The sequence below is a fragment of the Mycobacterium sp. ML4 genome (genome assembly GCF_054515735.1).
On sequence record NZ_JBTNSY010000025.1, the window covers coordinates 18,793 to 45,005 of the forward strand.

Here is a 26,213-nt window from a genome sequence, read left to right on the forward strand (position 1 = left end):
GCGAGGTCCTTCTGGACAGTCGTCCGGCTGCCCGTAAGGCCATTCGGATCAGCCGTGCGGCGCCTCGGAGATCTTGCTGTCCGGCTTGCCCACGGTCTGGCAGTACGTCTGCGCCGAAAGCCTGGTTGCGGAGATCTCCAGTGAGCTCGGCTCAGCGCCGCTCTTATCCTTGAGCATCTTGCTGACTTCCTCGCTCTGCTTCTTCTCGTCCTGCGTCGTGAAGTCCTTGCACTTGGTGTCGCCGCCGGTATTGATGACTTTCGAAGCCGAACATCCGCTGAAGATGAGCGCGGCAATGACGAGCACGGCTGATGCGAGGGGTTTCATCATCTTGCCTTTCTGAGTGTGAGACGTAGTTATCTATACACCGCAGCGAGCATTCCCAAACGCGGGACGAATTGCGTACCGCGAACCCGGCGAAGTTATTTTTCCAGGGTGAACTGATTGACGTCGATATAGCCGATGCGGAAATGGTCCGCGCAACCGGTCAGGTATTTCATGTAGCGCTCGTACACCTCTTCGGACTGTACGGCGATGGCTTCGTCGCGCCGTGCCGACAAGGCCGCTGCCCACAGATCAAGAGTCTTGGCGTAATGCTGCTGCAGCGACTGACGTCTGGTGAGCCGAAAACCCGCCTTCTGCGAGCACTCGGCGACGATGTCGGTGTCCGGTAACCGGCCACCCGGAAAGATCTCGGTGACAATGAATTTGGCGAACCGGATGATGTTCATGGAGATAGGCAGCCCGGTTTCGCGGAGCTGTTCTCGGGTCAGTCCGCAGATGGTATGCAACAGCATCACGCCGTCCGCCGGCAAAAGCTCGTGGGCCAGCGAGAAGAAATCCTGATAGCGATCGTGACCGAAGTGCTCAAACGCGCCGATGGAGACAATGCGGTCGACCGGCTCGTTGAATTGCTCCCAGCCCTGCAGCAGCACCCGGCGGTCGCGGGTGGTGTCCATTTCGTCGAACGTCCTTTGGACGTGGGCGGCTTGGTTCTTGGACAGGGTCAGGCCGATGACGTTGACGTCGTACTTTTCGATGGCGCGGCGCATGGTGGCACCCCACCCGCACCCGACGTCGAGCAGCGTCATGCCGGGCTGCAGGCCCAGCTTGCCCAGGGACAGGTCGATCTTGGCGATCTGGGCCTCTTCCAGCGTCATGTCGTCGCGCTCGAAATAGGCGCAGCTGTAGGTCTGAGTCGGATCCAGAAACAGGCGGAAAAAGTCGTCGGACAGGTCGTAGTGAGCCTGCACATCGGCAAAGTGCGGGTTCAATCGCTGAGACACGCGAGTATGCCTTTCTGGCGCCTGAGCTCCGTGAGGAGTCCGGCATGCCCTACGCCGGCGGATAGCTAGTTCCCCGCCGATCCCCGGCGAAAACACCGTTTGCGTCACACCGCCGCGACGATGACTTTTGAACGTGTGGCCGGTCATACCTTCGCATTGAATACCTCAGGAGGGAAGGTGGAGTCCATGCTCAATGCCAAGCCGCCCATCGTCGATCTGGAGACCTGGCGGGCGCAGCTCGATGAACTGCGCATACGTGAGAAGGCCGCCACGCGGGAACTGGACGCGATCGCCGCCCAGCGTCGCCGGCTGCCGATGGTGCAGTTGCCCGAATACACCCTGGTCGGTGCCCACGGGCCGGTACGTCTGGCGGATGTCTTCGACGGCCGCGCGCAGCTCATCGTTTACCACCACATGTGGTTTCCGGGTGAAGAGTGGCAGTGCGCTGGGTGCACCGGGTTCACCTCGCAATTCACCCGGCTGGAGTTTCTCGACAATTACGACGCCCGTTTCGTCATCGTGACCAACGGACCCATCGGCGAAGCGCTCGCATACCGGCGCAAAGTCGGCAATCAGATGCCCTGGTACTCGGCGTCGGACAGCGCTTTCGGCACCGACATGGACGCACCACCCGGCGGCGGCTTCGCGGTGAACGTGTTCCTGCGCGACGGCGACACCGTCTACCGCACCTGGCACACCACGGGGCGAGGCACCGAGCAGCTCAGCCACTCGTTTGCGCTGATCGACATCCTGCCCTGGGGCCGTCAGGAGGAGTGGCTGGATTCGCCGCCGGGATGGCCGTCGCGGCCCACCTATTCCGGGTGGCCGGCCTCGCCGGACATTGCGCGTGCGTACGGAACCGAAGAGGACCGATGAGCAGCGAATGCCTCATCGTCACCCGCACCATCCCGGCTTCCCCGGCGGCGATCTTCGCCGTGCTGGCCGATCCGGCCCGCCACCGCGACACCGAGCCCGGAGACTGGGTGCGCGACGCGGTGGCCGTCGATCCGATCACCGGTATCGGCCAGATCTTCGCAATGAACATGCATCTCGACGCGGCCGGCGGTGACTATGTAACGCACAATCTGGTCACCGAATTCGAGCCGGACCGGGTGATCGCGTGGATGACCGGGCGACTCGACGAGGCCGGCAACCATGCCCTCGGCGGTTGGTTCTGGCGCTACGACCTCGTCCCACACGGCGACCGGACGGATGTCACGCTGACCTATGACTGGACGGCCACGCCTCAAGAGTTCCGAGACCAGATCGGTGGGATGCCACCTTTTCCCGAAGAGTATCTGAGGGCTTCGCTGGCGGCCCTCAAGCGCTCGGTCACGCAGTGAGTCCGATCCGCTGCTCGAGTTCGGCGAAAACCTCGCGCACCACGTCGGGTTGCTCAATCCAGGGAAAGTGACCAGCGTCGGAGATGACACGCCAAATCGCGTTCTCGCCCGCGAAAGCGCCGCCACAACGACTGCGTGACGATCCGGTCGCTGAGCCGCTGACGACAAGGGTGGGCAATGTGGTTGGCCACCAGGCGAATCGATATTGACGATCCCACAGGCTGCAGGGATTGGCCGGCGCGCCCGGAGCGTTGGCGTTGGATCCGTCGCGGGGGCGCTCGACCAGCCACGAGCATCCCGAGACCGCGACCGCGTCGACGAGTTCGCGCAAGCGCTCCGAGCCGATCCCCGGACCGCCTGGGAGGAATAGCCAATTGGCCTCACCGTCGCGAACCCGGTGCAGACGCATTCGTACGCCGGACGGCGTCCAATGAAGGTGCTGGGTAGCCATTGAACCCCGAGCGGTTGGGCGGTTACCTGAGTGGTGACTACGCCGTGGAAAACTCCTAGGCGAGTATGCACCCTGGCTTTGCGCAAAGTCTTGACTGACTCCAGATAAGTGCGGAGTATGAGCATGTGTCCTCGGACCACGCCGAACAGTTGCGAATGGCCAATTTGCGGGTAACGCGGCCACGAATTGCAGTGATGGAGGCTGTCCATGCTCATCCACACACCGACACCGACACGATCTTCTCGGCCGTACGCGTCGTCCTGCCGGAAGTATCCCGGCAGGCCGTCTATGACGTGCTCAACGCACTGACCGGGGCCGGCCTGATACGCCGGATACAACCCTCGGGGCTGGTGGCGCGTTACGAATCGCGCGTCGGCGACAACCATCACCACGTCGTGTGCAGATCCTGCGGGGTAATCGCCGATGTCGATTGTGCCGTCGGAGATACGCCGTGTCTGACCCCGTCGGACGACGACAACGTTTTGGATGGCTTCGTCCTCGATGAGGCCGAGGTCATCTATTGGGGCTTCTGCCCCGACTGCTCGAGTACTGATTCCTGATCGCAACCGTGATCACAGCCCGTTTCAGATAACCCCGGAAGGAATGCAGTGTCATCCGATACATCCGACAGCCGACCTCCTCACGCCAACGACTCGGCGAGCACGAGCGAGAGCGAGAACCCGGCAATCCCGTCGCCGACACCCAAATCGCATGCTCCGCGTACCAATCAGGACTGGTGGCCCAACCAGGTTGACGTGTCGAGGCTGCATACGCACTCACCGCAGGCCAGTCCCCTCGGCGAAGACTTCGACTACGCCGCAGAGTTCGCCAAGCTCGACGTCGAGCAACTCAAGGCCGACCTCGTCTCGGTCATGACCACGTCTCAGGACTGGTGGCCGGCCGATTACGGGCACTACGGCGGCTTCTTCATCCGGATGAGCTGGCATGCGGCCGGTACCTACCGCATCTTCGACGGTCGCGGCGGTGCCGGCCAGGGCATGCAGCGGTTCGCCCCGCTGAACAGTTGGCCGGACAACGCCAGCCTGGACAAGGCGCGCAGGCTGCTGTGGCCGGTCAAGAAGAAGCACGGCAACAAGATCTCCTGGGCAGACCTGCTGGTCTTCGCCGGAAACGTTGCCCTGGAAGACATGGGCTTCCAAACCTTCGGTTTCGCCTTCGGCCGTGCCGACGTCTGGGAACCGGAAGAAATCCTCTTTGGCGAGGAGGACGAATGGTTGGGCACCGACAAGCGGTACTCCGGCGAGCGAGAACTCGCGCAGCCCTATGGCGCGACCACCATGGGCCTGATCTATGTCAACCCGGAAGGCCCCGAGGGCAAGCCGGATCCGGTCGCCGCGGCGCGTGATATCCGGGAGACGTTCGGGCGGATGGCCATGAACGACGAGGAGACCGCGGCACTCATCGTGGGTGGTCACAGCTTCGGTAAGACCCACGGCGCCAGCGCAGATCCGGTCGGCCCGGAGCCGGAGGCCGCCCCGATCGAGCAGCAGGGGTTGGGTTGGAAGAGCACGTATGGCACCGGCAGCGGCAAAGACGCCATCACCTCTGGCCTGGAAGTAGTGTGGACGCCCACCCCGACGAAGTGGGACAACACCTACCTGGAGACTCTCTACGGCTACGAGTGGGAGCTGACCAAGAGTCCCGGCGGGGCATGGCAGTTCACCGCCAAGGACGGTGCCGGCGCCGGCACTATTCCCGACCCCTTCGGGGGGCCGGGCCGCAACCCGACCATGCTGGTCACCGACCTGTCGCTGCGCGAGGACCCGATCTACCGGCAGATCACCCAGCGCTGGCTGGAAAACCCGGAGGAGCTGTCCGAGGCGTTCGCCAAGGCCTGGTACAAGCTATTGCACCGCGACATGGGACCGATCAGCCGCTACCTCGGGCCGTGGATTCCCGAGCCGCAACTCTGGCAGGATCCGGTGCCGGCGGTCGATCACGAGCTGGTCGACGAAAGTGACATCGCCGCCCTGAAGGCCAAGGTGCTCGCGTCGGGCCTGTCGATTCCGCAACTGGTGAAAGTGGCCTGGTCTTCGGCGGGCAGTTTCCGCAAGACCGACAAGCGCGGCGGAGCCAACGGGGCACGGATACGCCTCGAACCGCAGAAGAGCTGGGAGGTCAACGAGCCCTCCGAGCTGGACAAGGTGTTGCCGGTACTTACCGAGATCCAGCAGGACTTCAACGGCTCCGCGTCCGGCGGCAAGAAGGTCTCGCTGGCTGACCTGATCGTGCTGGCCGGTTCCGCGGGGGTGGAGAAGGCGGCCAAGGACGCGGGGTATGAGATTTCGGTGCACTTCGCGCCGGGCCGTACCGACGCCACCCAGGAAGACACCGATGTGGAGTCGTTCGCGGTGCTCGAACCCCGTGCCGACGGTTTCCGCAACTACGTCCGTCCCGGCGAGAAGGCTCCGCTCGAGCAACTGTTGCTGGACCGGGCCTACATGCTGGGCGTCACCGGGCCGGAGCTGACGGTACTGATCGGTGGGCTGCGGGCCCTGGGTGCCAACCACGGCGGCAGCAAGCACGGCGTGTTCACCAAACAGATCGGCAAGCTGACGAACGACTTCTTCGTCAACCTGCTCGACATGGGCACCGAGTGGAAAGCGTCGAAGACCGGCGAGAACGTCTACGAGGGCCACGACCGGGCAACCGGCGAACTCAAGTGGACCGCGACGGCGAACGACCTTGTGTTCGGCTCGAATTCAGTGTTGCGCGCGCTGGCCGAGGTGTACGCCCAGGATGACAACCACGGGAAGTTCGTGGAGGACTTCGTCGCTGCCTGGGTCAAGGTGATGAACAATGACCGGTTCGACCTGAAATAGTCCGCGTCCGTCTGACGGCACCCCGCGAGCCAGGCGCTCGCGGGGTGTTCGTCACTTCAAGCCGCAGCGGTGACAACGATGGAGTCGCCCCCGGTCTGCCAGGCCGTGGTGAAGGTGCTGATCGACACCTGCTCATCAGCATGTTCGGCGGCCGGGTCGTTGAGGTGGACCACTTCGGCGTTGGTATCGATGCCGGTGACCACCAGGAAGTGATCGGCCGCGGTGCGCTGGTCGCCGGTGTTCCAGATGACCGCGGAATTGACCCACGCGATGATCTTGCGGTTGTCGGTGAGATACCGCTCGAGCGCGGGCATCCCGGTCTGACCGGGATGTGTCGCGGCGTCAATCATCGCCGACTGGATGCCGTAGTGCGCGAGCAGCACCACCTCGTCCGCCATTTCGATGCCGCCGGTGCCGTTGGCGTGGCTCGGGTCGTTCACCGGCGCGTATATCGGACCGGGGTTGGTCCCCGAGGGTGTGTTGACCGCCAGTGCGATCATCTGCTGCTCGGTCGGTGCGTGACCGGTGATCTGCCCGACCACGTCGGCCACCGACAACAGGCCGCAGTTGTCTTCGAGTGACTGTTGCTGCCAGTACTGGGCGGCCGCAGCGGGATCACCGTAAACACCCGTGCGGCTCACCGTCGTCGACGTGATGCTGGGCAGTGCCGGTGCCGTACTGGCGAACGTGACGCTGATACTCACCTGCGACTGCGGCGATGCCATGGTCGACGGAGTTGCCGGAGTACACGCCGAGACGGCGACGACGCCGAGCAAGCCGACCAGTGCCGTTATCGAGCGAGATCCCATTGCCCGTAATCCGCGGCGAGGATGTCGTCGATGTCAATCTGCGTCCCGGCGAGCAGCGGACCATTGACCACGCCCTGGTAGAGCACGGCGGCCGATTCGCGTTCTCCGTTGGACCAGGACCTCGTCTGCCACGCCCACCGGTAACCGGGCGTGGTCGAGCGCCCGATAACGTTGTCGCTGATCGCCCACGCGCACGCACGGGAATGCCCGTAGACGCCGGTGCGTCCCACGCCGAGCACCGAGTTGATTCCCCGAAACCACGGCAGGGCAAGACTATTCCAGGTGCCCTGATCGATGTTGTCGTCCACGCTGAAGAAGATCGGCGCCGAGGCCCCTCCCCCCGCCGCGTTGTGCAGGGCCAGCGCTGTCTGGGCATCCGCCACGCCGCCGTCGTAGCCGCGGGTGAAATCCGACGGCGCGGATCCGCCGGGCTTGCCGTACTGGAAGTTGCTGACGATGTGCAACCCCGCAGCGCGCAACGCGTCGGCGTACTGGCGGGTGATCGGCTTGGCCTCGAAGTTCATGCCCGGCCGTGACTCGGACACATAGTTCACCACGCCGTCGTAGCCGGCCGCTTTGATCTCTTCCGGCGGGATCGTGTGCAAGGCGAAATCGATCAACTGGCCGCTGCCGGCCGATGCTCTGGGTGGCTCGACGGTGGATGCCAGCGCCCCGAAGAACACTGGCGCGAGGGCGTACGAGAACAAGGTGCGTCGTGACAGGGAACGCAGACCGCGGGGCGGAGCCGATTCGGGCATCGCGCGATGTTAGCAAGATTCGTACTCTCGCCAAGCGGCTACGACGACCTCCCACCGGCACCTGTGGCAAATCCTGGAATCCCTGAGCCGTTTGCTGACAGGCGGGTTGCGTATCAGGCGCGTTAGCTGTGCAGCAATGCTTTCGATACCGCGGAACGTGCATGTGCTCGGTGAGGACCAGGCTCGCAGACTCAGCGCGCGAAAACGCTCGACTCTCAATGCGCAGCGAAGAACGATGGTCTGGGTGTTGGTCTGCCTCGTGTTTGCTATCAGTGCTGCCACCACTGGCCGCGCGCCACCAGCACCTCGCGTAGCAGGTCAGCGCGGTCGGTGATGATGCCGTCCACGCCGATGTCGAAAAGTGCTTCCATCTCTGCTGGGTCATCGACTGTCCAGGCATGCACCTGACGGCCCATCTCGTGGGCCGTCCGCACCAGTGCGGGTGTGATCACGGGCACGGTCCCCAATCGTGACGGAAGCTGCAGGCAATCGCTGTCGCGCATGAGTCGCCAGGCGTACGCGTCATTGCGGGACGTCTTCGCCGCCAGAACCGCCAGGAAGGCTCCCGTCCCGGCCGCGCTGGCGACCCGCTTGGACAACAGACCCAACGCACGCCGTCGGCGGCGTTCGGAGAATGACGTCACCAACACCCGGTCGTGGGCGTTCGTCCGCTCGATAACTTCGACGGTGGGTTCGACCGCTGATGCCACCTTGATGTCAATGTTGACTCGGATGTCGGGGTGCGTCGTCAGCAGATCCTCCAGAGTCGGGATCGACTCCCCCGCACCGAGATCTGCCGTTCGGGCCACCTGCCAATCCAGCTCGTCGACTGCGCCGCGTACCCCGCAGTCCGGCCCGAGGCGGCGGTCGTGCAGTATCACTGCGACGCCGTCGCGGGTCGCGCGCACGTCGGTCTCGATGTACCGGAAACCCAGTTTCACCGCCTCACCGAAGGCGGCCATACTGTTCATCGGGAATTTGAAAGACGTGAAACCCCTGTGCGCCATGGCAATTCGACCCGTTTCGCGAAGAAACTCCACGTCCGTCGTCTCGTCATCGCCCATCAGGTAAGTATGTCCACGGCAGCGCAAAAGGCCAGTGGCATCAGGGCCGGTGAAACAAACTCGTTAAGCGGCACACCGCGGCAACATGACTCGCTACCATCATGTGTTGTGCGCCGACTAGTTACCCGGATCGCGGCGGCAGCCGCGGTGCTCTTCCCCGGTGTGGTGCTGTCGCCCGGAACACCCGGGGCTCCCGGATGGGCGGCCGCCGCCAACTGCCCACAGGTTGAGGTCGTCTTCGCCCGTGGGCGTCTTGAATCGGCGGGGCCGGGCGTCCTCGGCAACGCGTTCATCAACTCGCTCAGTTCCAGAATCGGCGGGCGGAGCATGGGCACTTATGCGGTGAAGTATCCCGCCGACTCCGAGATCGACATCGGCGCCAACGACATGAGCCGGCACATCCAGTACATGATCAACAGCTGTCCCGGCACGCGGCTGGTGCTGGGCGGTTACTCGCTGGGCGCCGCGGTAACCGACGTGGTGCTCGCGGTTCCCATGTCAGCATTCGGATTCGACAGCCCACTTCCTGAAGGCGCCGATCAGCACATCGCGGCGGTCGCCCTGTTCGGCAACGGAAGTCAGTGGGTCGGGCCCATCACGAATTTCAGCCCGCTCTACGGCGACCGCACCATCGAGCTTTGCCACGGAGCGGACCCGGTGTGCAACCCCGCCGACCCCAACACCTGGAAGGACAACTGGCCGCAGCACCTGGCCAATGCCTACGTGCAGGCCGGCATGGCGAGTCAGGCCGCCGACTTCGTGGCCGGCAAGCTGTAGCCGCCGGCTAACGGCCTCTGTTGCGTCGGGGTAGGCGCCGTGGCGCCGGCAATTGCCCGCAGCGGCCGGCGACCGCGGTAAACCCACGTTGCGCGAACAGGATTCGTTGCATTCTGCGGGCGACTACCAGCGCGACCAGACTGGCGGTAAGCCTGCCCAGAGCCAGTCTGCTGGTCCGCTTGTGCCACGTCGGGTATTTGGTGCCGGTGCGCCGCCCGAAGAAGTACCCGGTGCACAGGGCCGTCACCAGCGCGAGGCCGACCAGCACCGTCATGTACAAGAGCGTGCTTGGCCGCCGTCGCGGTACGGTCACACGACAGCCACGCATCGGCCAAGAAATCCAGGCGCGTTCCGTTCGCCCAGTCCCCGGGGCGCCCGCATCACTATAAAAATCAGGCTGAAATAAAGGGAGGGCTGCCTTCGGCGCGCCGGGAACACCGATCAGACAGATATGATCACCTTGAGTTTTTATGTCAGACATCGGTATTCATATGTTTTGCCGGTCTGTTTCTATTCAGCGACGCTCGCTCGTCGGGTAAGACTACCGGCTTCCGTTGCGCATGTTCGGCGGTCGTCGGCACCTGTGGAAAACGCCGGCCGTTGCAAAGCTCGCAGACGTCGGTTCCACAGCAAGCGGGTGCACCGGCGAGACGGCACCGCCACCTGCTGCGTGAACATCAAAGATACATGGAGACAATCTATTTCGGTTCGTCGCGAAGGTCTGCGCGAGTATGCGGGCGCGTCCGGTGTCTCTCCCCGTACTGCTACCCGAGGCGGCGTTTGGTAGGCGTGCGGATTATGCGGCCACCAGCTGCAAGGATGCTGCGCAGTTTCTATGAAGATCTTGTGACTAAAAATCAAGGTGAATGTTGGATAAACAGCAAGATCAGAGACCATTCGGCGGGATTTGCCATATTGAACCGGTCGCGACGCGGTCAATACCGTACTGAGATAACGGCAGCACGCTGAGCGGGACAACCCGTTCCCACAGCTTCCGGGGAGGAAACTATGTCTTTTGTACGCACTTATCCAGAACACCTGGCAGCCGCAGCGAGCAACCTCCAGTCGCTGGGCGCGGCGTTGAACGTCGGCAATGCGGCTGCCGCCGCGCCCACGACCGGCGTCGTCCCGGCGGCGGCTGATGACGTGTCGATACTGACAGCGGCGCAATTCGCCACCCACGCTGCGAGGTTCCAGGAATTGCAGGCGCGCGCCGCCCAGATTCAGGCGGCACTGGCTGCGACGCTCGGCACGAGCGCGGGTTCATACGCGGCGACTGAAGCTGCTAACGCGGCTTCGATCTGATCGGTCACGGTCACCAGAGACTAAGGGAATAACAGAGAATGGTTGACTACGGCCTGTTGCCGCCCGAGATCAACTCCGGGCTCTTGTACGCGGGGCCAGGGCCGGGCTCATGGCTGGCCGCTGCATCGGGATGGAGTGGGCTGGAGGCTGATCTGCAAGCCGCCGCGACGGGTCATCGCGCGGTGATCACGGCGCTGACCAGCGGTCCCTGGCTCGGGCCAGCGGCGGCGTCGTTGGCGTCCAGCGTGAGTCCTTTCCTCAACTGGCTGGACAATAGTGCCGAACAGGCAGCGGAGGCGGCAACCCAGGCGACCGCCGCTGTGAATGCCTACGAAACGGCGTTCGCGGCGACCGTTCCGCCCCCGTTGATCGCGGCTAACCGTGCGTTGCTGCAAGAGTTGATTGCGGCCAACCTGCTCGGCCAGAACAGTTCGGCGATCGCGACCCTCGAGGCCCAGTACGCCGAATTCTGGGCGCAGGATTCGGGGGCGATGTACAGCTATGCGGGCAGTGCGGCGGCGGCGACCAGGTTGGCGGAGCTGCCCCCGCCGGCGGAGGTTGTTGACCCTCTGGGAGTAGCCGACCAGGCCATGGCGGTCCTCAAATCCCAGTTCAACAGCACTTACAGCAGCCTCATGACCAATCCGCTGACTTCCCGGGTGGCCGATGTGCTCAAGACCTTGTCGACGCCCCTCAACGGCACGGCGATAGACCAGTGGCTGGTGGCCAACACTCCCCTTGACGACGTGGTTGCGCTGTACAGCAAGTACCTCTCGCCCTACGTCAACTCCCTGGCGGCCACGATCCAGTCGACGCAGTCGTTCGGCCAGGTCAGCAACGGTCTGACCGCCATGGCGAACTTCGCGAAGCCGGCGGCCTCAGCGGCCAAGGCGGCCGAAGGCGCAGCATCCGCGGCGGGGGCGGCCGCGGCCAGTGCCGGGCAGGCGGCGGCAGGCGCCGCGAGCAACCTCGGAGGCGTAGCCGCGGGTCTGGGCAAGGCGCTACCGATCGGCGGCTTGTCGGTGCCGGCGAACTGGGTGCCGTGGCATGCCACCAGCAATCCGGGAATAGCGAGCGCAATCCCGGCGGCCGCTGAGGGCGCCAACAGTTTCCCGATGGCCCCGCCGTTCGGGCAGTTCGTCAACGGCGGCTATGGACGGAATCAGCCGACCTACGGGTTCAAGCCCTCGGTCATGGCCAAGCCGCCGGCCGCCGGGTAACGGCCACCACACCTCGGCACAACCAATGGTCGATTATGGTGCGTTGCCGCCCGAGATCAATTCGGGTCGTATATACACCGGCCCGGGGCCGGGTCCGATGCTGGCTGCGGCCGCGGCATGGAGTGGGCTGGCGGCTGACCTGCAGGCCGCAGCGTCGGGACATCGGTTGGTGATCACCGAGCTGACCAGTGGTCCGTGGCTGGGACCGGCGTCGGCGTCGATGCTCGCAGCGGCGACTCCCTTCGTCGCCTTCCTGGACAGCAGTGCCGCGGAGGCCGAGCATGTCGCGGGCCAGGCCTTCGCGGCCGCTGCTGCCCACGAAACGGCCTTTGCGGCCTCAGTTCCGCCGCCCGTGATCGCCGCAAACCGCGCACTGCTGGCGGCATTGGTGGCGACCAACTTCTTGGGTCAGAACACCCCGGCGATTGCCGCAACCGAGGCACTGTACGCGGAGTTCTGGGCTCAGGACGCCGCGGCGATGTACGGCTATGCGGGCAGCTCGGCAGCAGCCGCTCAGCTGAGCGAATTACCTGAGCCGACCGATGTGGCCGACCCATATACGGCTGCTGACCAGGCCGTTACGGCATTCAAAGATCTGTACACCAACGGATACACCGACATCATGAACGCCGCAGCGCCGCTGAGTAGCAGACTGGCCGACGTCCTCAAGACGCTGTCGATGTCACTGAACGGCGCGACGATTGACAAGTGGCTGATCGCGAACACTCCCCTTGATGACATCGTTCCGCTGTACAGCAAGTACCTCTCGCCCTACGTCTCGGCCATCGCCTCGGAGTTCCAGGCAGGGCAGGCCTTCGGGCAGGTCAGCAACGGCTCCTCAGCCATGACTGCGTTGGCCAACAGCCTGGCCCCCGCCGCCAAGGCGGTCGAAGGCGCCGCACAAGCCGCGGGAGCATCTGCGGCCGGCGTCGGGACGAAAGTCAGCAGCGTCACCGCGGGATTGGGTCGAGCAGTGCCGCTCAGTGGACTGTCGGTGCCGGCAAGCTGGACTTCTTCGGTGAACGCCGCGACGGGTTCGGGCGCGACTGCGCTCAGCAACACCACCGCGATTCCGGGCGAGGCGGAAGGCGCCGTGGTTGGTAACACCCCGGTGGCACCGCCGTTCGGACAGTTCTTCAATGCCGGCAACGGCCGCAAAAACCCTGCATACGGGCACCGGTTGACCTTCATGACCCGGCCGCCGGCGGCCGGCTAGGCGCTCGCGGATTTCCGCCTGTTTCTCCCCGGCTGCTAGGGTGCCTTGCTGATGCCCGAAATGGATCGTCGCCGCGTGCTCATGATGGCGGGCCTGATGACCGGCGCCGCAGCCCTCGGCGCGGCCCCCCTGCCGAAGGCCCTTGCCTCGCCCTCTCCCCGACCGCCTGCGCCGGTGGCTCCCAGCGGTGCCGCGGGTCCGTACATCTTCCACGACGAATTCGACGGGCCCGCGGGTTCGGCTCCGGATCCGGCCAAGTGGACGGTGTCGAAAGCCCGCGAGACGATCAAGGACCCGACTTACTGGGAACTGCCGGAACACGTCGGCCAGTACCGTGACGACCGGCAGAACGTCTTCATCGACGGCAACTCCAACCTCGTCATCCGTGCCGCCAAGGATGGCCCGACCTACTACGGCGGCAAGGTTTTTAGCCCCTGGCAGGGCGGCATCGGCCATACCTGGGAGGCCCGGATCAAGTTCGACTGCCTGACCCCCGGGGCATGGCCGGCGTTCTGGTTGTCCAGCGACGCTCAGGGCGAAATTGACGTCGTCGAGTGGTATGGCAACGGCAGCTGGCCCTCGGCGACCACGGTCCACGCGAAAGCCAACGGATCGGAGTGGAAGACCCACAACATCGCCTTGGACAGCGCGTGGCACACCTGGCGAGTGCAGTGGGACGACGCCGGGATGCGCTTCTGGCAGGACTACACCGACGGCGCGCAACCGTACTTCACCGTTGCCGCGAACTCATTGGCGGACTGGCCCTTCAACGACCCCGGCTACCAGGTCTTCCCGATCCTCAATCTCGCGGTCGCCGGATCCGGTGGCGGCGATCCCGGACGGGGAAGCTATCCCGCTCAGATGCTCGTCGACTACGTCCGGGTCTGGTAGCCACTACAGTTCGGGGATGAGCGTCGCCCCTGGGCCGCTGATCACGCGATACGCACAACGTTTTGGTCGCCTGCACGCCGGTCGGCACTCGGTGTCCTCACCGTTGGGTGCTTGGCTGCTGTTGGCTCTGGCGGCGCCTCTGGCCAGGGGCTCGGTCCGCGACGATCTCGAGAAAGTCCTGGGCGTCGACGTCAAGCGTGCGCGACGCGCACTCGACGAGTTGCTTGGTGATCCGCCTGAGGTCATCCGCAGTGCCCTGGCCGTGTGGGGGGTGTCAAAGTGGCCCGGCGATCTCCCTGCTGCCGTGGAAACGGGGCCGGTGCCCACCCAGGCGCAGGCTGATGCGTGGGCACGCGATCACACCGATGGACTGATCGATCGGTTCCCGGTCGACTGCGCCGGAATGACGGCGGTGCTGGCCAGTGCTCTGGCCACCCGCATTGCCTGGCTGCGGCCCTACGACACCACTGGCGCCGCCGATTTGAGGTCGCCCTGGAGCACCCGAGTCACCGAGGCACTCCGCGGTACCGAAGGGTATCTCGCCGACGTCGCGGGGTTGGGAACGTTGGCCGTCCACACCGCCGTCGGCGGCGATTCGCTGCAGGTGACGTCGGTGATCGCCCGCGAAGACGCCCCGCCGGAGGCAGTCCTTTCGGCCGCCCATGACATCGCGTGGCGAGAAGCCACCGGTTCGACCGTCGCGCGGCGGGAACTCTCCGACCTCCCGCTGGGTGATGATCAGTTCTGGACGATTACCGAGGACCGCCGAGGGGACGGAGACCGGGTGCGCGTGGTGTTGCCGGCGTGGCAGGCGTCGTCGAACCATGAGCTGACGGCAGATCCCGAACTCGGGTTCGGCGCGGTGAGACAAGCGCTGGCAGTAGCCTTGCGGGCGGCACCCGATATCCAGGCCCGCCAGTCGGCGGTCGCCCGCTACAACCGGTGGGGTTTCGAAGCGGCGGCGGTCACAGCCGTCGCACTACGCAGTGCGATGATGCCGACAGGGCTGAGCCGCACGGCCACTCTGCGATTCGGTCACCCCTACGCGGTGGTCGCTGTCGTCGGTAGTAGGCCTGCCCGCGGCAGGCGAGATCCGTGGGCCGGTGTGCCCGTTTTCGCCGCATGGATCGGTGAACCCGCTGCCGTCGACTCCCGTCCGCCCCGTTAGCCGACCGTTATTCGGGTTTTTGGCGTCATTCGTTGATCTTGCGGCCCACCGAGTCGGCCGCGCTCGTCGCCGCCCGCCCCATACCGTCGACGATCCCGCCGAGTCCGTCCCGGATTCCGTTACCAGCGGGTCGTCGGGGCCGGTGTTTGCGACATGGCGCTCCCTGCTAGTGGCTCGTTCCAGAATAGGAGGGTTGCGCCTGAGAAATTCTCAGCAAAGAAAGAGCGCGGACGGAATGTGCGCTCCACGATTTGCGGTCAGGTTTATCGCCGACAAACCCGAAGTTCGTTTGAGGGCGTCATGCGGGCGCGTCCGCGGTCGAGTAACGGCCGAAGGTGCGCCGAGCGGTGGGGACGGGTCCGCCCGCTGCGGCAGCGCGCTGCCTGGCGATATAGGCGGGATGCCGACGCATGGCATCTTGGAGCTGACGCTCTCGGCGCTGCGCTGCCGTCCACAATGGATGGGACTGCAGGTAAATCACGGTTGCCTCTGATTCACTCGCCACGATTGTCAACTCCTCTCCGACTTACTTCGCGAAAGCTACAACCGTGTGGTTTGAAGCTCTGAGAGGCAGGATGCCCAGCAAACCTGTGACCTAACCGTGTCCCAAGATGAGAATTTGCCGTGAATTCGAAACCGGACGATGACCTGCGCCACATATGTCGAGCACGCCCTTACCGAGCCAGCAGGGCAACCGCACTCCACGGCTTTCGCCCGGGTTTCCGCGGATCGGGTTGTGGTAGCCGGGCGGCGGCGCGCATCAACACCGGTAAGCGGCGGAATCGCCGGGCGGCCATCAACAGCGATTCGGCTCGCACTACGTGCCAGCCGAGTCCTTCGAAGTAGGCCAATCCGTTCTCCGGTGCGAATTTGAACGGCGCATTCTCCGAGAGTCCGGCCATCTTGCGGTTCATCATCTTCTTCAACCCGGGTCCCGCGAAGTCGAGCATCCACCAGGCGACCTCGGGTCGGCTGATCGCGGCCGAAAGGGCCGCGACGTCATCGTCGTCCAGGTACATCAACAGCCCCTCGGAGAGCACGAGCGCCCGGGCGGCTCCTGCGAGCGCTTCATCGAAGAAGGTGGCCCGAGCATCAGGGTCGGCCAGGTCGACCGCGGTCCGGGTCAGCCGGCACCGAGGTTGCTCGTAGGCGAGCAGCTGTGTCTTCTGCGCCAACAGCTGCGGCAGATCCGCTTCAACCCAGGCGAGATCCGCTGGTAGGTCCAGCCGGTAGGGGCGGGTGTCCAGTCCGGCGGCGAGGTTGAGCACTAGGTCGCACCCCTCGGCCACGGCCTGCAGAACCGCGTCGTCGATGATCTTCGTGCGAGCGACCAGCCACCAGCCGTTGCGGGTCGACCTCGGAACGCGGGCGACGATGGCGTGACCCTGCTGACCCGCGAGCCGCTCGGCAAGTGGGTCGTCGAACAGCGCATCCGGACGTGCTGATTCGGTGGCCCTATGCAATGCCGTCCACCGCGCTGTATCGGAAACGTGTGTGATGACATAGTCGGCGCCTGCCATACGGTGGGTTATAGCACTGTGCGGTGACAACCTGTTCGCCCATATCGCGCCATAACAGCGTCGGGTACGGTTCGCTCATGGCCGACCGCAACCGCCGTTTCCTCCTGCACGAACGACCGACCGGACGCATCGGACCCAACACCTTCATGCTCAGCGAGCAGTCGATACCGGAGATCGGCGACGGTGAGGCGTTGGTCCGCGTCGACTGGATCTCCCTTGACCCCACCAACCGGATGTGGATCACCGATGCGCCGACCTATTTGCCGCCGGTAGGGATCGGCGAAGTGATGCGCGCCGGCGGCATCGGCGAGGTGATCGCGTCTAACAGCCCGAGCTACCCGGTCGGTCAGATCGTGCAGGGTCTGGTCGGCTGGCAGGAGTACGTCGTGGCATCCGACCAGATGCCATTGATGCCGGTCGAGGTCGCCGAGGGCGTCTCGCCGAGTGCCTACATGGGCGCGCTCGGAATGACAGGCCTGACGGCGTGGATCGGTATCCGTGACATCGGAAAGCCGAAGCCGGGCGAGACGGTGGTCGTTTCGGCCGCCGCGGGCGCGGTCGGCTCGGTGGCCGGACAGCTTGCCAAGGCGGACGGCGCCCGTGTCGTCGGCATCGCCGGCGGCCCGGAAAAGTGTGCCCTGTTGACCGAGCAGCTCGGCTTCGACGCAGCGGTCGATCACAAAGCGGACGACTGGCACGCCCAGCTGGTCGCGGCAACCCCCGACGGCATCGATGTCGACTTCGAGAACGTCGGGGGTCAAATCATGGACGCCATCTTCGCGCGGCTCAACATCAATGCACGCATTGCACTGTGCGGTTTGATCTCCGGGTACAACGACGCCGATCCGCCGCCCGGTCCGCGGGCGTTCGGCAATCTGCTGATCCAGCGCGCCAAGCTGCAGGGATTCATCGTGCTGGACCACTTCGGCCGTGCGCCCGAAGCGATCAGCGAGATCGCCGGACTGATCGGTCAGGGCAAACTGACGCCACTGGAAACCGTGGTCGAAGGGTTCGAGGAGTTGCCCACGGCCATCAACATGCTTTTCGACGGCAAGAACGTCGGCAAGCTGATGGTGAAGATCACTTAACCACCGGTCCCGAGCGGGTCACTCAGATAGCCGTCGATGAATTCGTGCAACGCGGGCGCCAGATCCGACGCGGTCGATCCGTGCAGTTTCGCGAGCAGGATCAGTCCTTGGTAGTGCGCGAACAGGGCTCGGGCCAGTCGGTCAGGGTCGACGCCGTGACGCAGCGTCCGGTCTTCGGCGGCGTCCCGGCAGATGCCGGCCAGGTGGCCCTCCAGTGCGGCCAGCCGCTCGGCGAGGTGGCGACGTACGGCCTCGTCGGTGGTTGATAGCTCCGCGGCCAAGTTGCCGAACGGACAGCCGACCAGACGCCCGAATTGTTTGTGCAGCCCGGTCTGGATCCCTGCGATCGCGTCCGGAATCGCCAGCAGGCGCTCGGCCGGCGTGGCCCCCGACCGGCTCGCCAAGCGCGCCTGAAAGACCCCGAGGTGCAGGTCGACTACTGCTTTGGCGAGATCGGCCTTTGACGAGAAGTAGTGGTAGAAGCTGCCTCTACGGACATCGGCGGCCGCGCAGAGTTCCTCGACGCCCACATCGTGATAGCTGCGTTCGAGGAATAGGCGGGCGGCAGTCGACACGATGCGGTTCCGCGCGTCCGAGGTGCGTGGCATGGGCTCAGCGTAGATCGTAGTTGACTGGTCGGTCAAAAATCCGTTACGTTGTGGTCCGACCCCCGAGACGAATGGAGATCGCCGCGATGAATTCGCCCACCCCCGAGGTTTTCCGCACCCCGGATGCGCGTTTCGAGAATCTGCCGGGATACGGCTTCGCGCCGAACTACCTCGAGGTCGACGGCTTGCGGATGCACTATCTCGACGAGGGGCCGCGCGACGGCGCACCCGTTGTGTGCTTTCACGGCGAGCCGAGTTGGGCCTACCTCTACCGCAAGATGCTGCCACCGCTGGTCGCGGCAGGACGCCGCGTCATTGTGCCCGATCTCGTCGGCTTCGGTCGGTCTGACAAGCCGACCGACCGCCGGTGGTACACCTATGACCGCCACAGCGACTTGGTAGCGACGGTGCTTTCTTCGCTCGATCTGCGCCACGCAACGGCTGTCGTGCAGGACTGGGGCGGCCCGATCGGGCTGCGTTGGGCGACCGAGAATTCGGACCGGGTCGAGGCTCTGATGATCATGAACACCGGTCTGTTCACCGGAAACGTGTCCAAGGGTTTCATGGCGTGGCGCAACTTCGCGGAGAAGAACCCCGACCTCCCGGTTGGCTTCGTGATCCAGAGCGCCACCACCACCCACCTCCCCGACGATATCCTCGCCGCTTACGACGCACCATTCCCCACGACCGAATCGAAGGCGGGCGCCGCGCAATTCCCGCTGCTCGTTCCGATCACCGAGGACGCGCCCGGCGCCGAGCGGATGCGAGCGATCAACGACGAACTCTCCCGCTGGAATAAGCCCGCGCTGGTTGCCTTTTCGGATTCGGATCCGATCTTTCCCTACCCCAAGGCCGGGCAACTGTTCTGCGATCTGATTCCTACCGCGGGCGAGCAGGTGCGGATCGAGGGCGCCGCGCACTTCCTGCAGGAGGACCGCGGGGAGCGACTGGCCGAAGTCCTGCTGTCCCGGCTTGCTACCACCAACGCGTAGCGGTCGCCTACGCCGCGACGATGAGTCCCGATTAGCGTGCCATCATGTTTCGCATGACCGTGCAGGACGTGTTCGCGATCAAGGGGCGAGGCACGGTGGCAACCGGACGAGTCGAGTACGGCGAGCTGAGGGTCGGAGACCAGGTACGGATCAACGATGGACCGTCGGTGGCTGTCGATGGGATCGAGGCGTTCCGCAAGAAGGTGGACAGGGCCGGGACCGGTGACACTATCGGAGTCTTGTTTCGCAAGCTCGCCAAGAGTGATCTGACCGCAGGCGACGTCATCACCTCCGGCGGCGTCTACCTTGCGTAGCGCGAAAGCCGCACTGTTGCAACGGCATTACACCGCGATGTGACCAACCGCCGGTGTGGTGCGTGGATCCGCAGCGGGACCCGGTTGAGCCCGGCGATACCGGATGTTCCAAGCTGAGACCAATCACCCGCAGGCAGGAGTATCGAGCATGGCTGAACGTCCCGATGTTTCCGCGAATTCCGACATCATCAATGAGTTCCGCGCCAACGGCGGAAAGGTCGGCGGCCCCTTCGAGGGAGCAACACTGTTGTTGCTGCACAGCACCGGAGCCAAATCCGGAAAGGAAAGAGTCAATCCGGTGATGACATTCGATGTCGACGGCAAGTTGCTGATCGTCGGTTCCTACGCCGGTGCCGATGTCGACCCCGCGTGGCTGCACAACCTGCGCGCCCACCCGGTGGCTCACATCGAAATCGCTACCGATGCCTATGACGTGCGGGCCCGTGAGCTGCCGACTGACGAGCGCGACGCTGTCTACCCGCGGATCGTTGAGCAGGCGCCGGGATTCGGCGAATATCAGTCCAAGACCGGCCGGGTCATCCCGGTGATCGAGTTGCAGCGCATCTGAGGTTTTTTGGGATCGGTAGCCGTGCGGCACCCCTGTACTTGGTGCAACGACGACGCCACCAAGGCGGCGCGCCAGGAAAGGAATGCTGCAGATGAACATCGTCCCCGCCGGCATCGAGGCACAAATCAACCGCGTCGACAGGCAGCGGAGCCTGTGGATCGGGATCGGCTTAGCCGTTCTGGCTGTCGGTAGCCTGTTCCGCTTGATCTGGATGCTCTACATCACGATGGCGTTCGGTGTGTTCGCCGGGGCGATGGCTTTCCACATCGTTTTCTCGCTCGCCGTCGGTGCCGCCGCAGCGGTGGGCGCCGTCGGATTCTTGACCCGCTACCACAAGGGCGCTGATTCTTAACAGCTCTGAGTATCCTGATCAGACCGCATGGTCCCGAGTCACTGGGACCATGCGTCGTTCAGGCGAGACCGCAGGCTCGCTGGATGGGGCTCAACCGCCTCGCCGCACCGGTTCGGTTCGTGACGCCGTAGCTGTTCGTCGCGTTGGTGACCGTGTCGGCGGTTGCGCCACTGCGCGGCAGCGCTAGACCACCCGTCTACCGGCAACACCGTTGCGCCACAACCGGATTCTTGCGACTGCGGTTCTGCACCCACACCCGGGTCGCGTCGATCTGCCGCAGCGGTCGTCAAGATCCATTGATCAGCTCCGGGTGGAACTTGGTGGCCATCCGCCGCAGCCCGTCTTGCCAGTCGACGGCGCTGCCAGCACCGACCAGTTCATGAAGCCGGCTCACATCGACAGGATTGCCCCGCAACGCCTGGGGGCTCTCTACGAACACCGGCTCCCGGCCGATCAGTGCGCCGAGGTAGGCGCACCATTCCTGGATGCTGACGATCTGATCGCCGGCCCAATTGACCGTGGTCGCCGGAACCGACGCGGCCGCAAGCAGTTTCGGAATGCTCGCAATGATGTCGTCCTGATGGATCGGGTTGTAGCGCGCCGGTTCACCGGGCGGCACCGGGATCGGGATTCCGGCCAGGATCATCTCCATGTGGTAATACATCCACCCCCCGTTGTCGCCGTAGGGGACGTTGAGGCGGGCGATTGTGGTGGGTAACTCCAGTACCCGCGACATCGTGCGGGCGACGGTCTCCCCTGCGATCTTCGAAATCGAATAGGTGGGGAACAACGGCTTGTGATTGTCGCCCAGCGCGCTCTGTTCGGTACGCGGCGCGTCGTCCGGCGGGTCGTAAACGGCCGCCGACGAGCAGTGCAGAAACGCTTGCGCGCCGCGGCAATGGGCCATCAGCAGGCCCACCGCGTCGGCGTTGGCCGCCAAATCCTTGTCCCACTTGCCGCTCTTAGCCACGGCGAAATTGAGGACATAGTCAAAGTCAGACGGTAGGCGGCCGAAATCGCCGTCCGCTAGGTTGAGCGGCTCGCATCGAACGCCCGCCTGCTCGAGGCCGGTACGCGCAGCGGGGTCGGTGAATCGGGCGATGCCCCAGACTTCGTTGTCCGCCGCCAGGGCCACGGCCACCGGTGTGGCGACCTGTCCGGTCACCCCGGTGAGGAGGATCTTCGAGGCACGCATGCGCCGATGGTATCGGTGCGGTGCTCAGCACATGATGCGCACGGTTTTGCTCATTCTGCTCACCGCCCGTGGTAGGGTCCGTCCATGGCCACCGGGGGTCGCATCGACTTGCGACTCGCCAGCCGGGTGCTGCTGCTGCAACTCGTCCTGGTTACGTTGACGTTGATCGTGGCGTTCGTGCTGTTCGCGCAGTTCAATCGTCACCGCCTGGATCTGCAGTACGGCGTGCACGCCATGGATATCGCCCGCGTGGTCGCCTCGTCCCCCACTGTGCTGAACAACATCGGGCGCTACGAGAATGTCCCGCTAACCCCGACCGTGACCGCGCCTTCGGCATTGATCGACGAACTCGCGACCGGGCCGCTGCAGTCCGTGGCCTCCCGCGTGCAGCAACGCACTCATGTGCTGTTCGTCGTCATCGCCAACGACCGTGGCATCCGGCTTGCACATCCCCGCCGCGACGAGTTGGGACTTCGGGTGAGCACCGACCCCTCGAAAGTCCTTGACGGGAAGGAAGAGGTACTCCACCAGTCCGGCACCCTGGGACGGTCGATCGTCGCCAAAGTACCGGTGGTGGAGCCAGGAACGAATCGGGTGCTCGGCATGGTGAGCGTGGGCATTTCCACGAAGGAGTTCGACGAGCAGTTCTCCAACAACCTTCGGGTCCTTGCCCCACTGGGTGGCGCTGCCCTGCTGATCGGGGTGGTTGGCTCAGTAGCGCTGGCGCGCCGCTGGCGTGGCATGACGCTGGGTCTGAGTCCTGCCGAGATGGCAGAACTGGTGCGCACGCAGGCGGCCGTGCTGCATGGCATCGGTGAGGGGGTGCTGGCTGCCGACGAGACGGGCGTCATCACTTTCGTCAACGACGAAGCATGCCGGCTGCTGGAGATCGGCACTGAGTTGGGCGGACGCATCCACGAAATCGGTTTGACGCCACGCGTTCTCGACGTTTTCGAGACAGCGGACTCGGCCCCGACGCTGGCCACCGTCGGGCACCGCATCGTCGTGGTCTCGGCCCGCAAGGTGCAGCGGGATGGTCGTCAACTGGGCACCGTATTGGTGGTTCGCGACCGTACTGACGTCGAGTCGCTGACCCGCCAGCTCGATGCCGTGCAGGTGATGAGCACCGCGTTGCGCGCCCAGCGTCACGAATTCGCCAACCGGATGCACCTCCTGAACGGGCTGTTACACAGCGGTCATGTCGACGAGGGGCTGCAGTACCTGGAGGAGTTGCTGGGGTCCGGTCCGCTCGGTTCGGCGGTACCGGGCATCGATTCCATCCGCGACAACCACCTGCAGGCGTTCCTGGGTGCCAAGGCCGCAGCTGCGCGGGAGGCCGGAGTAACGCTGAAGATCGGTCAAAACACCTGGGTTTCAGGCAGGCTCGAGCTTCCGGTGGACGTCACGACGGTGGTCGGCAATCTGATCGACAACGCGATCGACGCCGCCCGGACCGGCGAGAATCCGGTCAAGGAAGTGGAAATCGAACTGCTGCAGGAGGGTTCGACCCTGCACGTCGCGGTGGCCGACAGCGGCGATGGTGTCGCGCCGGATTTCGTCGAGAAACTGTTCACCGAAGGCACCTCGACCAAGCCGGACTCTGGGATACCCGGCGGACGGGGCATCGGACTCGCGTTGTCCCGCCAGATCAGCCGTTCCCTCGGTGGCGAGCTTTGGCTGTCGAGTCCAGGCAATCCGGCCGCGGGGCAGGGGCTGGCAGGTGCTGAGTTCATCGCCCGTCTGCCGGATGTGATGACCGAGGAGGAGCAATGGGCGGAGCAGACCTGACCGTGTTGGTGGTGGATGACGACTTCCGGGTTGCCAACATGCACGCCGGAATCGTCGCGGCGCTACCGGGTTTCACAGTGGCAGACACCGCGAACACCCTGGCTGCCGCGCGCCGGGCCGCCCCGGTCGACCTGGCACTGGTCGACGTCTACCTGCCGGACGGCTCCGGTATCGACTTCGTCCGCGAGTTACACAGTGACAGCATGGTTCTCACGGCGGCCACCGAAGCCGACACCATCCGTGCCGCTGTGGCGGCAGGTGCGGTCAGTTATCTGGTCAAACCGTTTGCGACCACCGAACTGGCCGCGCGACTGTCGGGATATGCGCGCTACCGCAAGATCCTGTCCAGCCCGAACCTCACCGGCGCGGAGGTGGACGCCGCTCTGGACGCACTGCGCCCACGGATCGTCCCTGCTCAGTCCCCCACCACCGTGGCCTCCCCCACCAAAAAGCTGGTGCTGCAGGCCTTGCAGACGGCGCAGTCGCCCATGTCCGCAGCCGAGGTGGCCGGTGCGATCGGGATTTCACGAGCGACGGCGCAGCGGTATCTGGCGTCGTTGGCGACCACCGGTGAGGTCAGCGTGGGGTTGCGTTACGGGACCACGGGAAGACCGGAACAAGAGTTCGCCGCCGGCAGCCGGCCGGCTCACTCCGGCCGCTGAAGACTGCCTGTCAGGTGACGTCGTTCGTCATGTCAGGCGGCGTCATCGAGTGGACCGGGTTGTGGCCAGCCAGCGGTAGCGGTCAATGCGAACTCCTCCAGCGTGCTTAAAAGGTCCTGCCGCAGAACGTCAGTCGTGTTGAGCCGGCCCGGCTGGTACGCGAGGACGGAGATGAAGATCCGGCCGTGCACACGTCCGGAAGCCAGCGCCAACCGTCCCCCGGTAGTGCGCATCATCGACGTCGTCACACCCGGGAACAGCGACATCATCGCGAAGCAGTCGGCTGGTGTTCCGTCCGCGCGGGTAACCGCTGGGTCGAGCGCGCCGAGGTTTGACGCAATGACGGTGTTCGGGGGTCCGGCCGCGACGCCCACCAGCCTCTTGACCAAGCGCTTCGGCAGGAACGGGACCAGTGGCATCAAAGCCCACCGCTCATTGGGTACCTCGTTGTGGCGGATCAGCGCCTCCCTGATCGTGGCGCGGATCTCCCGCAGGTCGGCAAAGTTCGGTACCCGCTCGACGGCGATGTCTGCGTTGCTCACCGCATTCGCACGAGTGTCTCCGGGAATGCGTTCGTTTACCGGCATCGCCAACACCAGCGATCCGTCCACCGCGACCCGCCCCACGCGCTGAGCGAGCCGGGCCGCGACCGCGGCGAACAACGCGTTACTCGTGCCACCCGTTGCGTGCGCGCGAGAGTCCCACTCATCGCCGGCGAGAAAGACCGTCGCCATCGGCATCGTGAGCCGTTCGTTGCGGCCGGCGGATCGGCCGGCCGCTGGCGCTGCGTTACTCTGCCCGCGCCAGGCCATCCGAGCAAGCGCGCCGAGGGCGCGGCCAGTAGCGGGGAGGTCTCGGGCGATGCGGCGGATGTCGGCGCGCACCAGGCGGGACCGCCGGCGCGACCCGGCGGCGGGCCAGCAGATTGTGCTATCGCGCCCTGACGCGGCGTCGGCCAGCGCTTCGCACAACCCGAGGCCGTCAGCCAGGCAATGCGACAGCACCAGGCTTACGCCGGCGCCGCCTTCGACGAACGGCAGCACCGCCAGATGCCACGGCGGTCCGTGCTCGGCGTCCAGTGCAGTGTTTGCCTGCTCGACGAGCCACGTATCGAATTCCGCGCGCGGTCGGGCCGACCTGACGATCTCGATGTCGGCTAAGTGTCGGGGAATCACCCAACGGTGGCGCCCGAACGGCAACGGTGACCGTTCGATGCTCCGGCACAGCCGTCCCCGCTGCAGGTGGCGATGGAAGGTCCGCAGGCCCTCGAGGTCGATCGACCGGTGGTAAACCCAAGCGCATTGCAACAGGCCGGTGGCTCCGGTGGCCTGCTCGCCGAGAAACATGGCTTGATCGGCCAGATCGATGACATTGTCGACGCTTTCGTTCGACAGTGGCGGCCATTCAGCCGAATTGTCGATCACATTCATTTACGTCTCCTGGTGTGTGTGTAGATGCTGATTATTCGTTGATCCAGGGCTTCGATATCGGCAGCGCGTTGAATACCAAGGATTCAGCAGCCGACTGATCCACGTCGGTGTAGGTCTGCGCGATTTGCACCAGAGCCGCACCGGTCCGCATCAGCTCTTCCTGCGCGGCCTTGTTCAGACTCAACATTGACGCGGCCTCCTGGTGAAATGCGGTCGCTGCCTGCAGCGATACCTCGTCGGCGCCGGCGGGTGTGAGCCCGGTGATCGAGGCTTGCGCATGGTCCCCGGCCTGCACGCTGGTGAGACCCAGCTGAACGAGCTGTGCTGCGAGATCGCCGACGACGGGGTGAAATGTCATGGTTTGCATTGGTGACTCCTCTTTGTGCTGGCGCGAATTTCACTGCGATGCGCAAATCGGCGGCACTGCCACGCGCGGATGACGACTCTTGTTTCAAGACTCTGCGCGGGGCCGCCGCGCAATTCGTTAAGAGCGAACCTACGACGCCGTGGAAGCCATGTCGCGGTTGTGGGCGATAGACGGAATAAGATGCGATTTCGTGGTTTT

General features: G+C 64.7%; 30 protein-coding genes and 1 pseudogene. 17 read left to right on the top strand and 14 right to left on the bottom strand.

Translation table 11 applies throughout. The features are described 5' to 3' along the window. Positions 1 to 48: 48 nt before the first annotated feature. A complete protein-coding gene (locus ACX9NE_RS23770; protein WP_459364033.1) occupies positions 49 to 330 on the bottom strand; it encodes a hypothetical protein in 282 nt (93 codons plus the stop codon). Positions 331 to 422: 92 nt separating this feature from the next. Further along, the gene (locus ACX9NE_RS23775; protein WP_459364054.1) at positions 423 to 1,286 is read right to left on the bottom strand and encodes a cyclopropane mycolic acid synthase family methyltransferase; all 864 of its coding nucleotides are present in this window, start codon (positions 1,284 to 1,286) and stop codon (positions 423 to 425) included. 186 nt (positions 1,287 to 1,472) lie between these two features. Here ACX9NE_RS23775 and ACX9NE_RS23780 point away from each other — a divergent pair, with 186 nt between their 5' ends. Further along, positions 1,473 to 2,162: a DUF899 domain-containing protein gene (locus ACX9NE_RS23780; RefSeq protein WP_459364053.1), complete on the top strand. Its 690-nt coding sequence runs from the start codon at positions 1,473 to 1,475 to the stop codon at positions 2,160 to 2,162. Then, positions 2,159 to 2,629, top strand: coding sequence for an SRPBCC family protein (locus ACX9NE_RS23785; protein ID WP_459364032.1), 471 nt, complete (start codon positions 2,159 to 2,161; stop codon positions 2,627 to 2,629). The genes ACX9NE_RS23780 and ACX9NE_RS23785 overlap by 4 nt, the downstream gene beginning before the upstream one ends. Here ACX9NE_RS23785 and ACX9NE_RS23790 read toward each other — a convergent pair. Then, entirely contained in the window at positions 2,619 to 3,080 is a 462-nt protein-coding gene (locus ACX9NE_RS23790) for an alpha/beta fold hydrolase (protein ID WP_459364031.1), read from the bottom strand. The two genes, ACX9NE_RS23785 and ACX9NE_RS23790, sit on opposite strands and share 11 nt — an antisense overlap. Before the next feature lie 155 nt (positions 3,081 to 3,235). On the opposite strand from ACX9NE_RS23790, the gene ACX9NE_RS23795 reads away from it, so the two are divergent. Both ACX9NE_RS23795 and katG read left to right on the top strand, forming a co-directional pair. Then, entirely contained in the window at positions 3,236 to 3,640 is a 405-nt protein-coding gene (locus ACX9NE_RS23795; RefSeq protein ID WP_459364052.1) for a Fur family transcriptional regulator, read from the top strand. Between the two features lie 48 nt (positions 3,641 to 3,688). After that, complete coding sequence (katG, locus tag ACX9NE_RS23800) at positions 3,689 to 5,923, top strand: catalase/peroxidase HPI (protein WP_459364030.1); 2,235 nt, start codon at positions 3,689 to 3,691, stop codon at positions 5,921 to 5,923. Positions 5,924 to 5,979: 56 nt separating this feature from the next. On the opposite strand, the gene ACX9NE_RS23805 is transcribed toward katG, so the two are convergent. The 3 genes from ACX9NE_RS23805 to ACX9NE_RS23815 form a co-directional block, all read right to left on the bottom strand. Further along, positions 5,980 to 6,732: a C39 family peptidase gene (locus tag ACX9NE_RS23805; RefSeq protein WP_459364029.1), complete on the bottom strand. Its 753-nt coding sequence runs from the start codon at positions 6,730 to 6,732 to the stop codon at positions 5,980 to 5,982. Next, on the bottom strand, positions 6,714 to 7,490 hold the full coding sequence (locus ACX9NE_RS23810) for a DUF1906 domain-containing protein (RefSeq protein ID WP_459364028.1): 777 nt from the start codon (positions 7,488 to 7,490) through the stop codon (positions 6,714 to 6,716). Before ACX9NE_RS23810 ends, ACX9NE_RS23805 begins: the two co-directional genes overlap by 19 nt. 269 nt (positions 7,491 to 7,759) lie before the next feature. After that, entirely contained in the window at positions 7,760 to 8,530 is a 771-nt protein-coding gene (locus ACX9NE_RS23815; RefSeq protein ID WP_459364051.1) for a glycerophosphodiester phosphodiesterase, read from the bottom strand. Positions 8,531 to 8,683: 153 nt separating this feature from the next. Between ACX9NE_RS23815 and ACX9NE_RS23820 the strand changes: the two genes are divergently transcribed. Continuing rightward, positions 8,684 to 9,331, top strand: coding sequence for a cutinase family protein (locus ACX9NE_RS23820; RefSeq protein WP_459364050.1), 648 nt, complete (start codon positions 8,684 to 8,686; stop codon positions 9,329 to 9,331). A 7-nt stretch (positions 9,332 to 9,338) separates the two neighbouring features. Here the strand turns inward: ACX9NE_RS23820 and ACX9NE_RS23825 are convergent, their stop codons facing one another. Beyond that, the gene (locus ACX9NE_RS23825) at positions 9,339 to 9,605 is read right to left on the bottom strand and encodes a hypothetical protein (protein ID WP_459364027.1); all 267 of its coding nucleotides are present in this window, start codon (positions 9,603 to 9,605) and stop codon (positions 9,339 to 9,341) included. A gap of 734 nt (positions 9,606 to 10,339) precedes the next feature. On the opposite strand from ACX9NE_RS23825, the gene ACX9NE_RS23830 reads away from it, so the two are divergent. From ACX9NE_RS23830 to ACX9NE_RS23850, 5 genes are read left to right on the top strand one after another with little or no spacing between them, the layout of a single operon-like run. Beyond that, complete coding sequence (locus tag ACX9NE_RS23830; protein WP_459364026.1) at positions 10,340 to 10,636, top strand: PE family protein; 297 nt, start codon at positions 10,340 to 10,342, stop codon at positions 10,634 to 10,636. Between the two features lie 38 nt (positions 10,637 to 10,674). Continuing rightward, a complete protein-coding gene (locus tag ACX9NE_RS23835) occupies positions 10,675 to 11,856 on the top strand; it encodes a PPE family protein (protein ID WP_459364025.1) in 1,182 nt (393 codons plus the stop codon). A gap of 25 nt (positions 11,857 to 11,881) precedes the next feature. Further along, on the top strand, positions 11,882 to 13,072 hold the full coding sequence (locus tag ACX9NE_RS23840) for a PPE family protein (RefSeq protein WP_459364024.1): 1,191 nt from the start codon (positions 11,882 to 11,884) through the stop codon (positions 13,070 to 13,072). Between the two features lie 51 nt (positions 13,073 to 13,123). Then, entirely contained in the window at positions 13,124 to 13,963 is an 840-nt protein-coding gene (locus ACX9NE_RS23845; protein ID WP_459364023.1) for a glycoside hydrolase family 16 protein, read from the top strand. Between the two features lie 16 nt (positions 13,964 to 13,979). Beyond that, positions 13,980 to 15,131, top strand: a complete 1,152-nt coding sequence (locus ACX9NE_RS23850; RefSeq protein ID WP_459364022.1) for a hypothetical protein — start codon at positions 13,980 to 13,982, stop codon at positions 15,129 to 15,131. A 25-nt stretch (positions 15,132 to 15,156) separates the two neighbouring features. Here ACX9NE_RS23850 and ACX9NE_RS23855 read toward each other — a convergent pair. The 3 genes and pseudogenes from ACX9NE_RS23855 to ACX9NE_RS23865 all read right to left on the bottom strand — a co-directional run. Next, positions 15,157 to 15,261, bottom strand: a pseudogene (locus ACX9NE_RS23855) (hypothetical protein); the annotation flags it as partial. A 168-nt stretch (positions 15,262 to 15,429) separates the two neighbouring features. Then, the gene (locus ACX9NE_RS23860) at positions 15,430 to 15,636 is read right to left on the bottom strand and encodes a hypothetical protein (RefSeq protein ID WP_459364021.1); all 207 of its coding nucleotides are present in this window, start codon (positions 15,634 to 15,636) and stop codon (positions 15,430 to 15,432) included. Between the two features lie 169 nt (positions 15,637 to 15,805). Continuing rightward, a complete protein-coding gene (locus ACX9NE_RS23865; RefSeq protein ID WP_459364020.1) occupies positions 15,806 to 16,651 on the bottom strand; it encodes a class I SAM-dependent methyltransferase in 846 nt (281 codons plus the stop codon). 77 nt (positions 16,652 to 16,728) lie between these two features. On the opposite strand from ACX9NE_RS23865, the gene ACX9NE_RS23870 reads away from it, so the two are divergent. Beyond that, the gene (locus ACX9NE_RS23870) at positions 16,729 to 17,739 is read left to right on the top strand and encodes an NADP-dependent oxidoreductase (RefSeq protein WP_459364019.1); all 1,011 of its coding nucleotides are present in this window, start codon (positions 16,729 to 16,731) and stop codon (positions 17,737 to 17,739) included. Here ACX9NE_RS23870 and ACX9NE_RS23875 read toward each other — a convergent pair. Further along, on the bottom strand, positions 17,736 to 18,347 hold the full coding sequence (locus ACX9NE_RS23875; protein WP_459364018.1) for a TetR/AcrR family transcriptional regulator: 612 nt from the start codon (positions 18,345 to 18,347) through the stop codon (positions 17,736 to 17,738). The two genes, ACX9NE_RS23870 and ACX9NE_RS23875, sit on opposite strands and share 4 nt — an antisense overlap. Before the next feature lie 86 nt (positions 18,348 to 18,433). Here ACX9NE_RS23875 and ACX9NE_RS23880 point away from each other — a divergent pair, with 86 nt between their 5' ends. From ACX9NE_RS23880 to ACX9NE_RS23895, 4 genes are all read left to right on the top strand, one after another. Continuing rightward, positions 18,434 to 19,339 (top strand): haloalkane dehalogenase, encoded by a 906-nt coding sequence (locus tag ACX9NE_RS23880; protein WP_459364017.1) that lies wholly within the window; start codon positions 18,434 to 18,436, stop codon positions 19,337 to 19,339. A gap of 44 nt (positions 19,340 to 19,383) precedes the next feature. Further along, entirely contained in the window at positions 19,384 to 19,653 is a 270-nt protein-coding gene (locus tag ACX9NE_RS23885) for an EF-Tu/IF-2/RF-3 family GTPase (RefSeq protein ID WP_459364016.1), read from the top strand. Between the two features lie 148 nt (positions 19,654 to 19,801). Continuing rightward, positions 19,802 to 20,221: a nitroreductase family deazaflavin-dependent oxidoreductase gene (locus ACX9NE_RS23890; RefSeq protein ID WP_459364015.1), complete on the top strand. Its 420-nt coding sequence runs from the start codon at positions 19,802 to 19,804 to the stop codon at positions 20,219 to 20,221. A gap of 91 nt (positions 20,222 to 20,312) precedes the next feature. After that, a complete protein-coding gene (locus tag ACX9NE_RS23895) occupies positions 20,313 to 20,573 on the top strand; it encodes a hypothetical protein (protein WP_459364014.1) in 261 nt (86 codons plus the stop codon). A gap of 286 nt (positions 20,574 to 20,859) precedes the next feature. Here the strand turns inward: ACX9NE_RS23895 and ACX9NE_RS23900 are convergent, their stop codons facing one another. Continuing rightward, positions 20,860 to 21,768 carry an NAD-dependent epimerase/dehydratase family protein gene (locus ACX9NE_RS23900; protein ID WP_459364013.1) on the bottom strand — a complete coding sequence of 303 codons (909 nt, stop codon included), beginning with the start codon at positions 21,766 to 21,768 and terminating at the stop codon, positions 20,860 to 20,862. An 84-nt stretch (positions 21,769 to 21,852) separates the two neighbouring features. Between ACX9NE_RS23900 and ACX9NE_RS23905 the strand changes: the two genes are divergently transcribed. Together ACX9NE_RS23905 and ACX9NE_RS23910 are read left to right on the top strand one after the other, a co-directional pair. Further along, entirely contained in the window at positions 21,853 to 23,556 is a 1,704-nt protein-coding gene (locus ACX9NE_RS23905; protein WP_459364012.1) for a sensor histidine kinase, read from the top strand. Next, on the top strand, positions 23,538 to 24,218 hold the full coding sequence (locus tag ACX9NE_RS23910) for a response regulator (RefSeq protein WP_459364011.1): 681 nt from the start codon (positions 23,538 to 23,540) through the stop codon (positions 24,216 to 24,218). The genes ACX9NE_RS23905 and ACX9NE_RS23910 overlap by 19 nt, the downstream gene beginning before the upstream one ends. 32 nt (positions 24,219 to 24,250) lie before the next feature. Here ACX9NE_RS23910 and ACX9NE_RS23915 read toward each other — a convergent pair whose 3' ends face one another. Next, complete coding sequence (locus tag ACX9NE_RS23915; RefSeq protein ID WP_459364010.1) at positions 24,251 to 25,648, bottom strand: WS/DGAT/MGAT family O-acyltransferase; 1,398 nt, start codon at positions 25,646 to 25,648, stop codon at positions 24,251 to 24,253. 31 nt (positions 25,649 to 25,679) lie between these two features. After that, a complete protein-coding gene (locus tag ACX9NE_RS23920) occupies positions 25,680 to 26,015 on the bottom strand; it encodes a PE family protein (RefSeq protein WP_459364009.1) in 336 nt (111 codons plus the stop codon). Positions 26,016 to 26,213 lie beyond the last annotated feature (198 nt).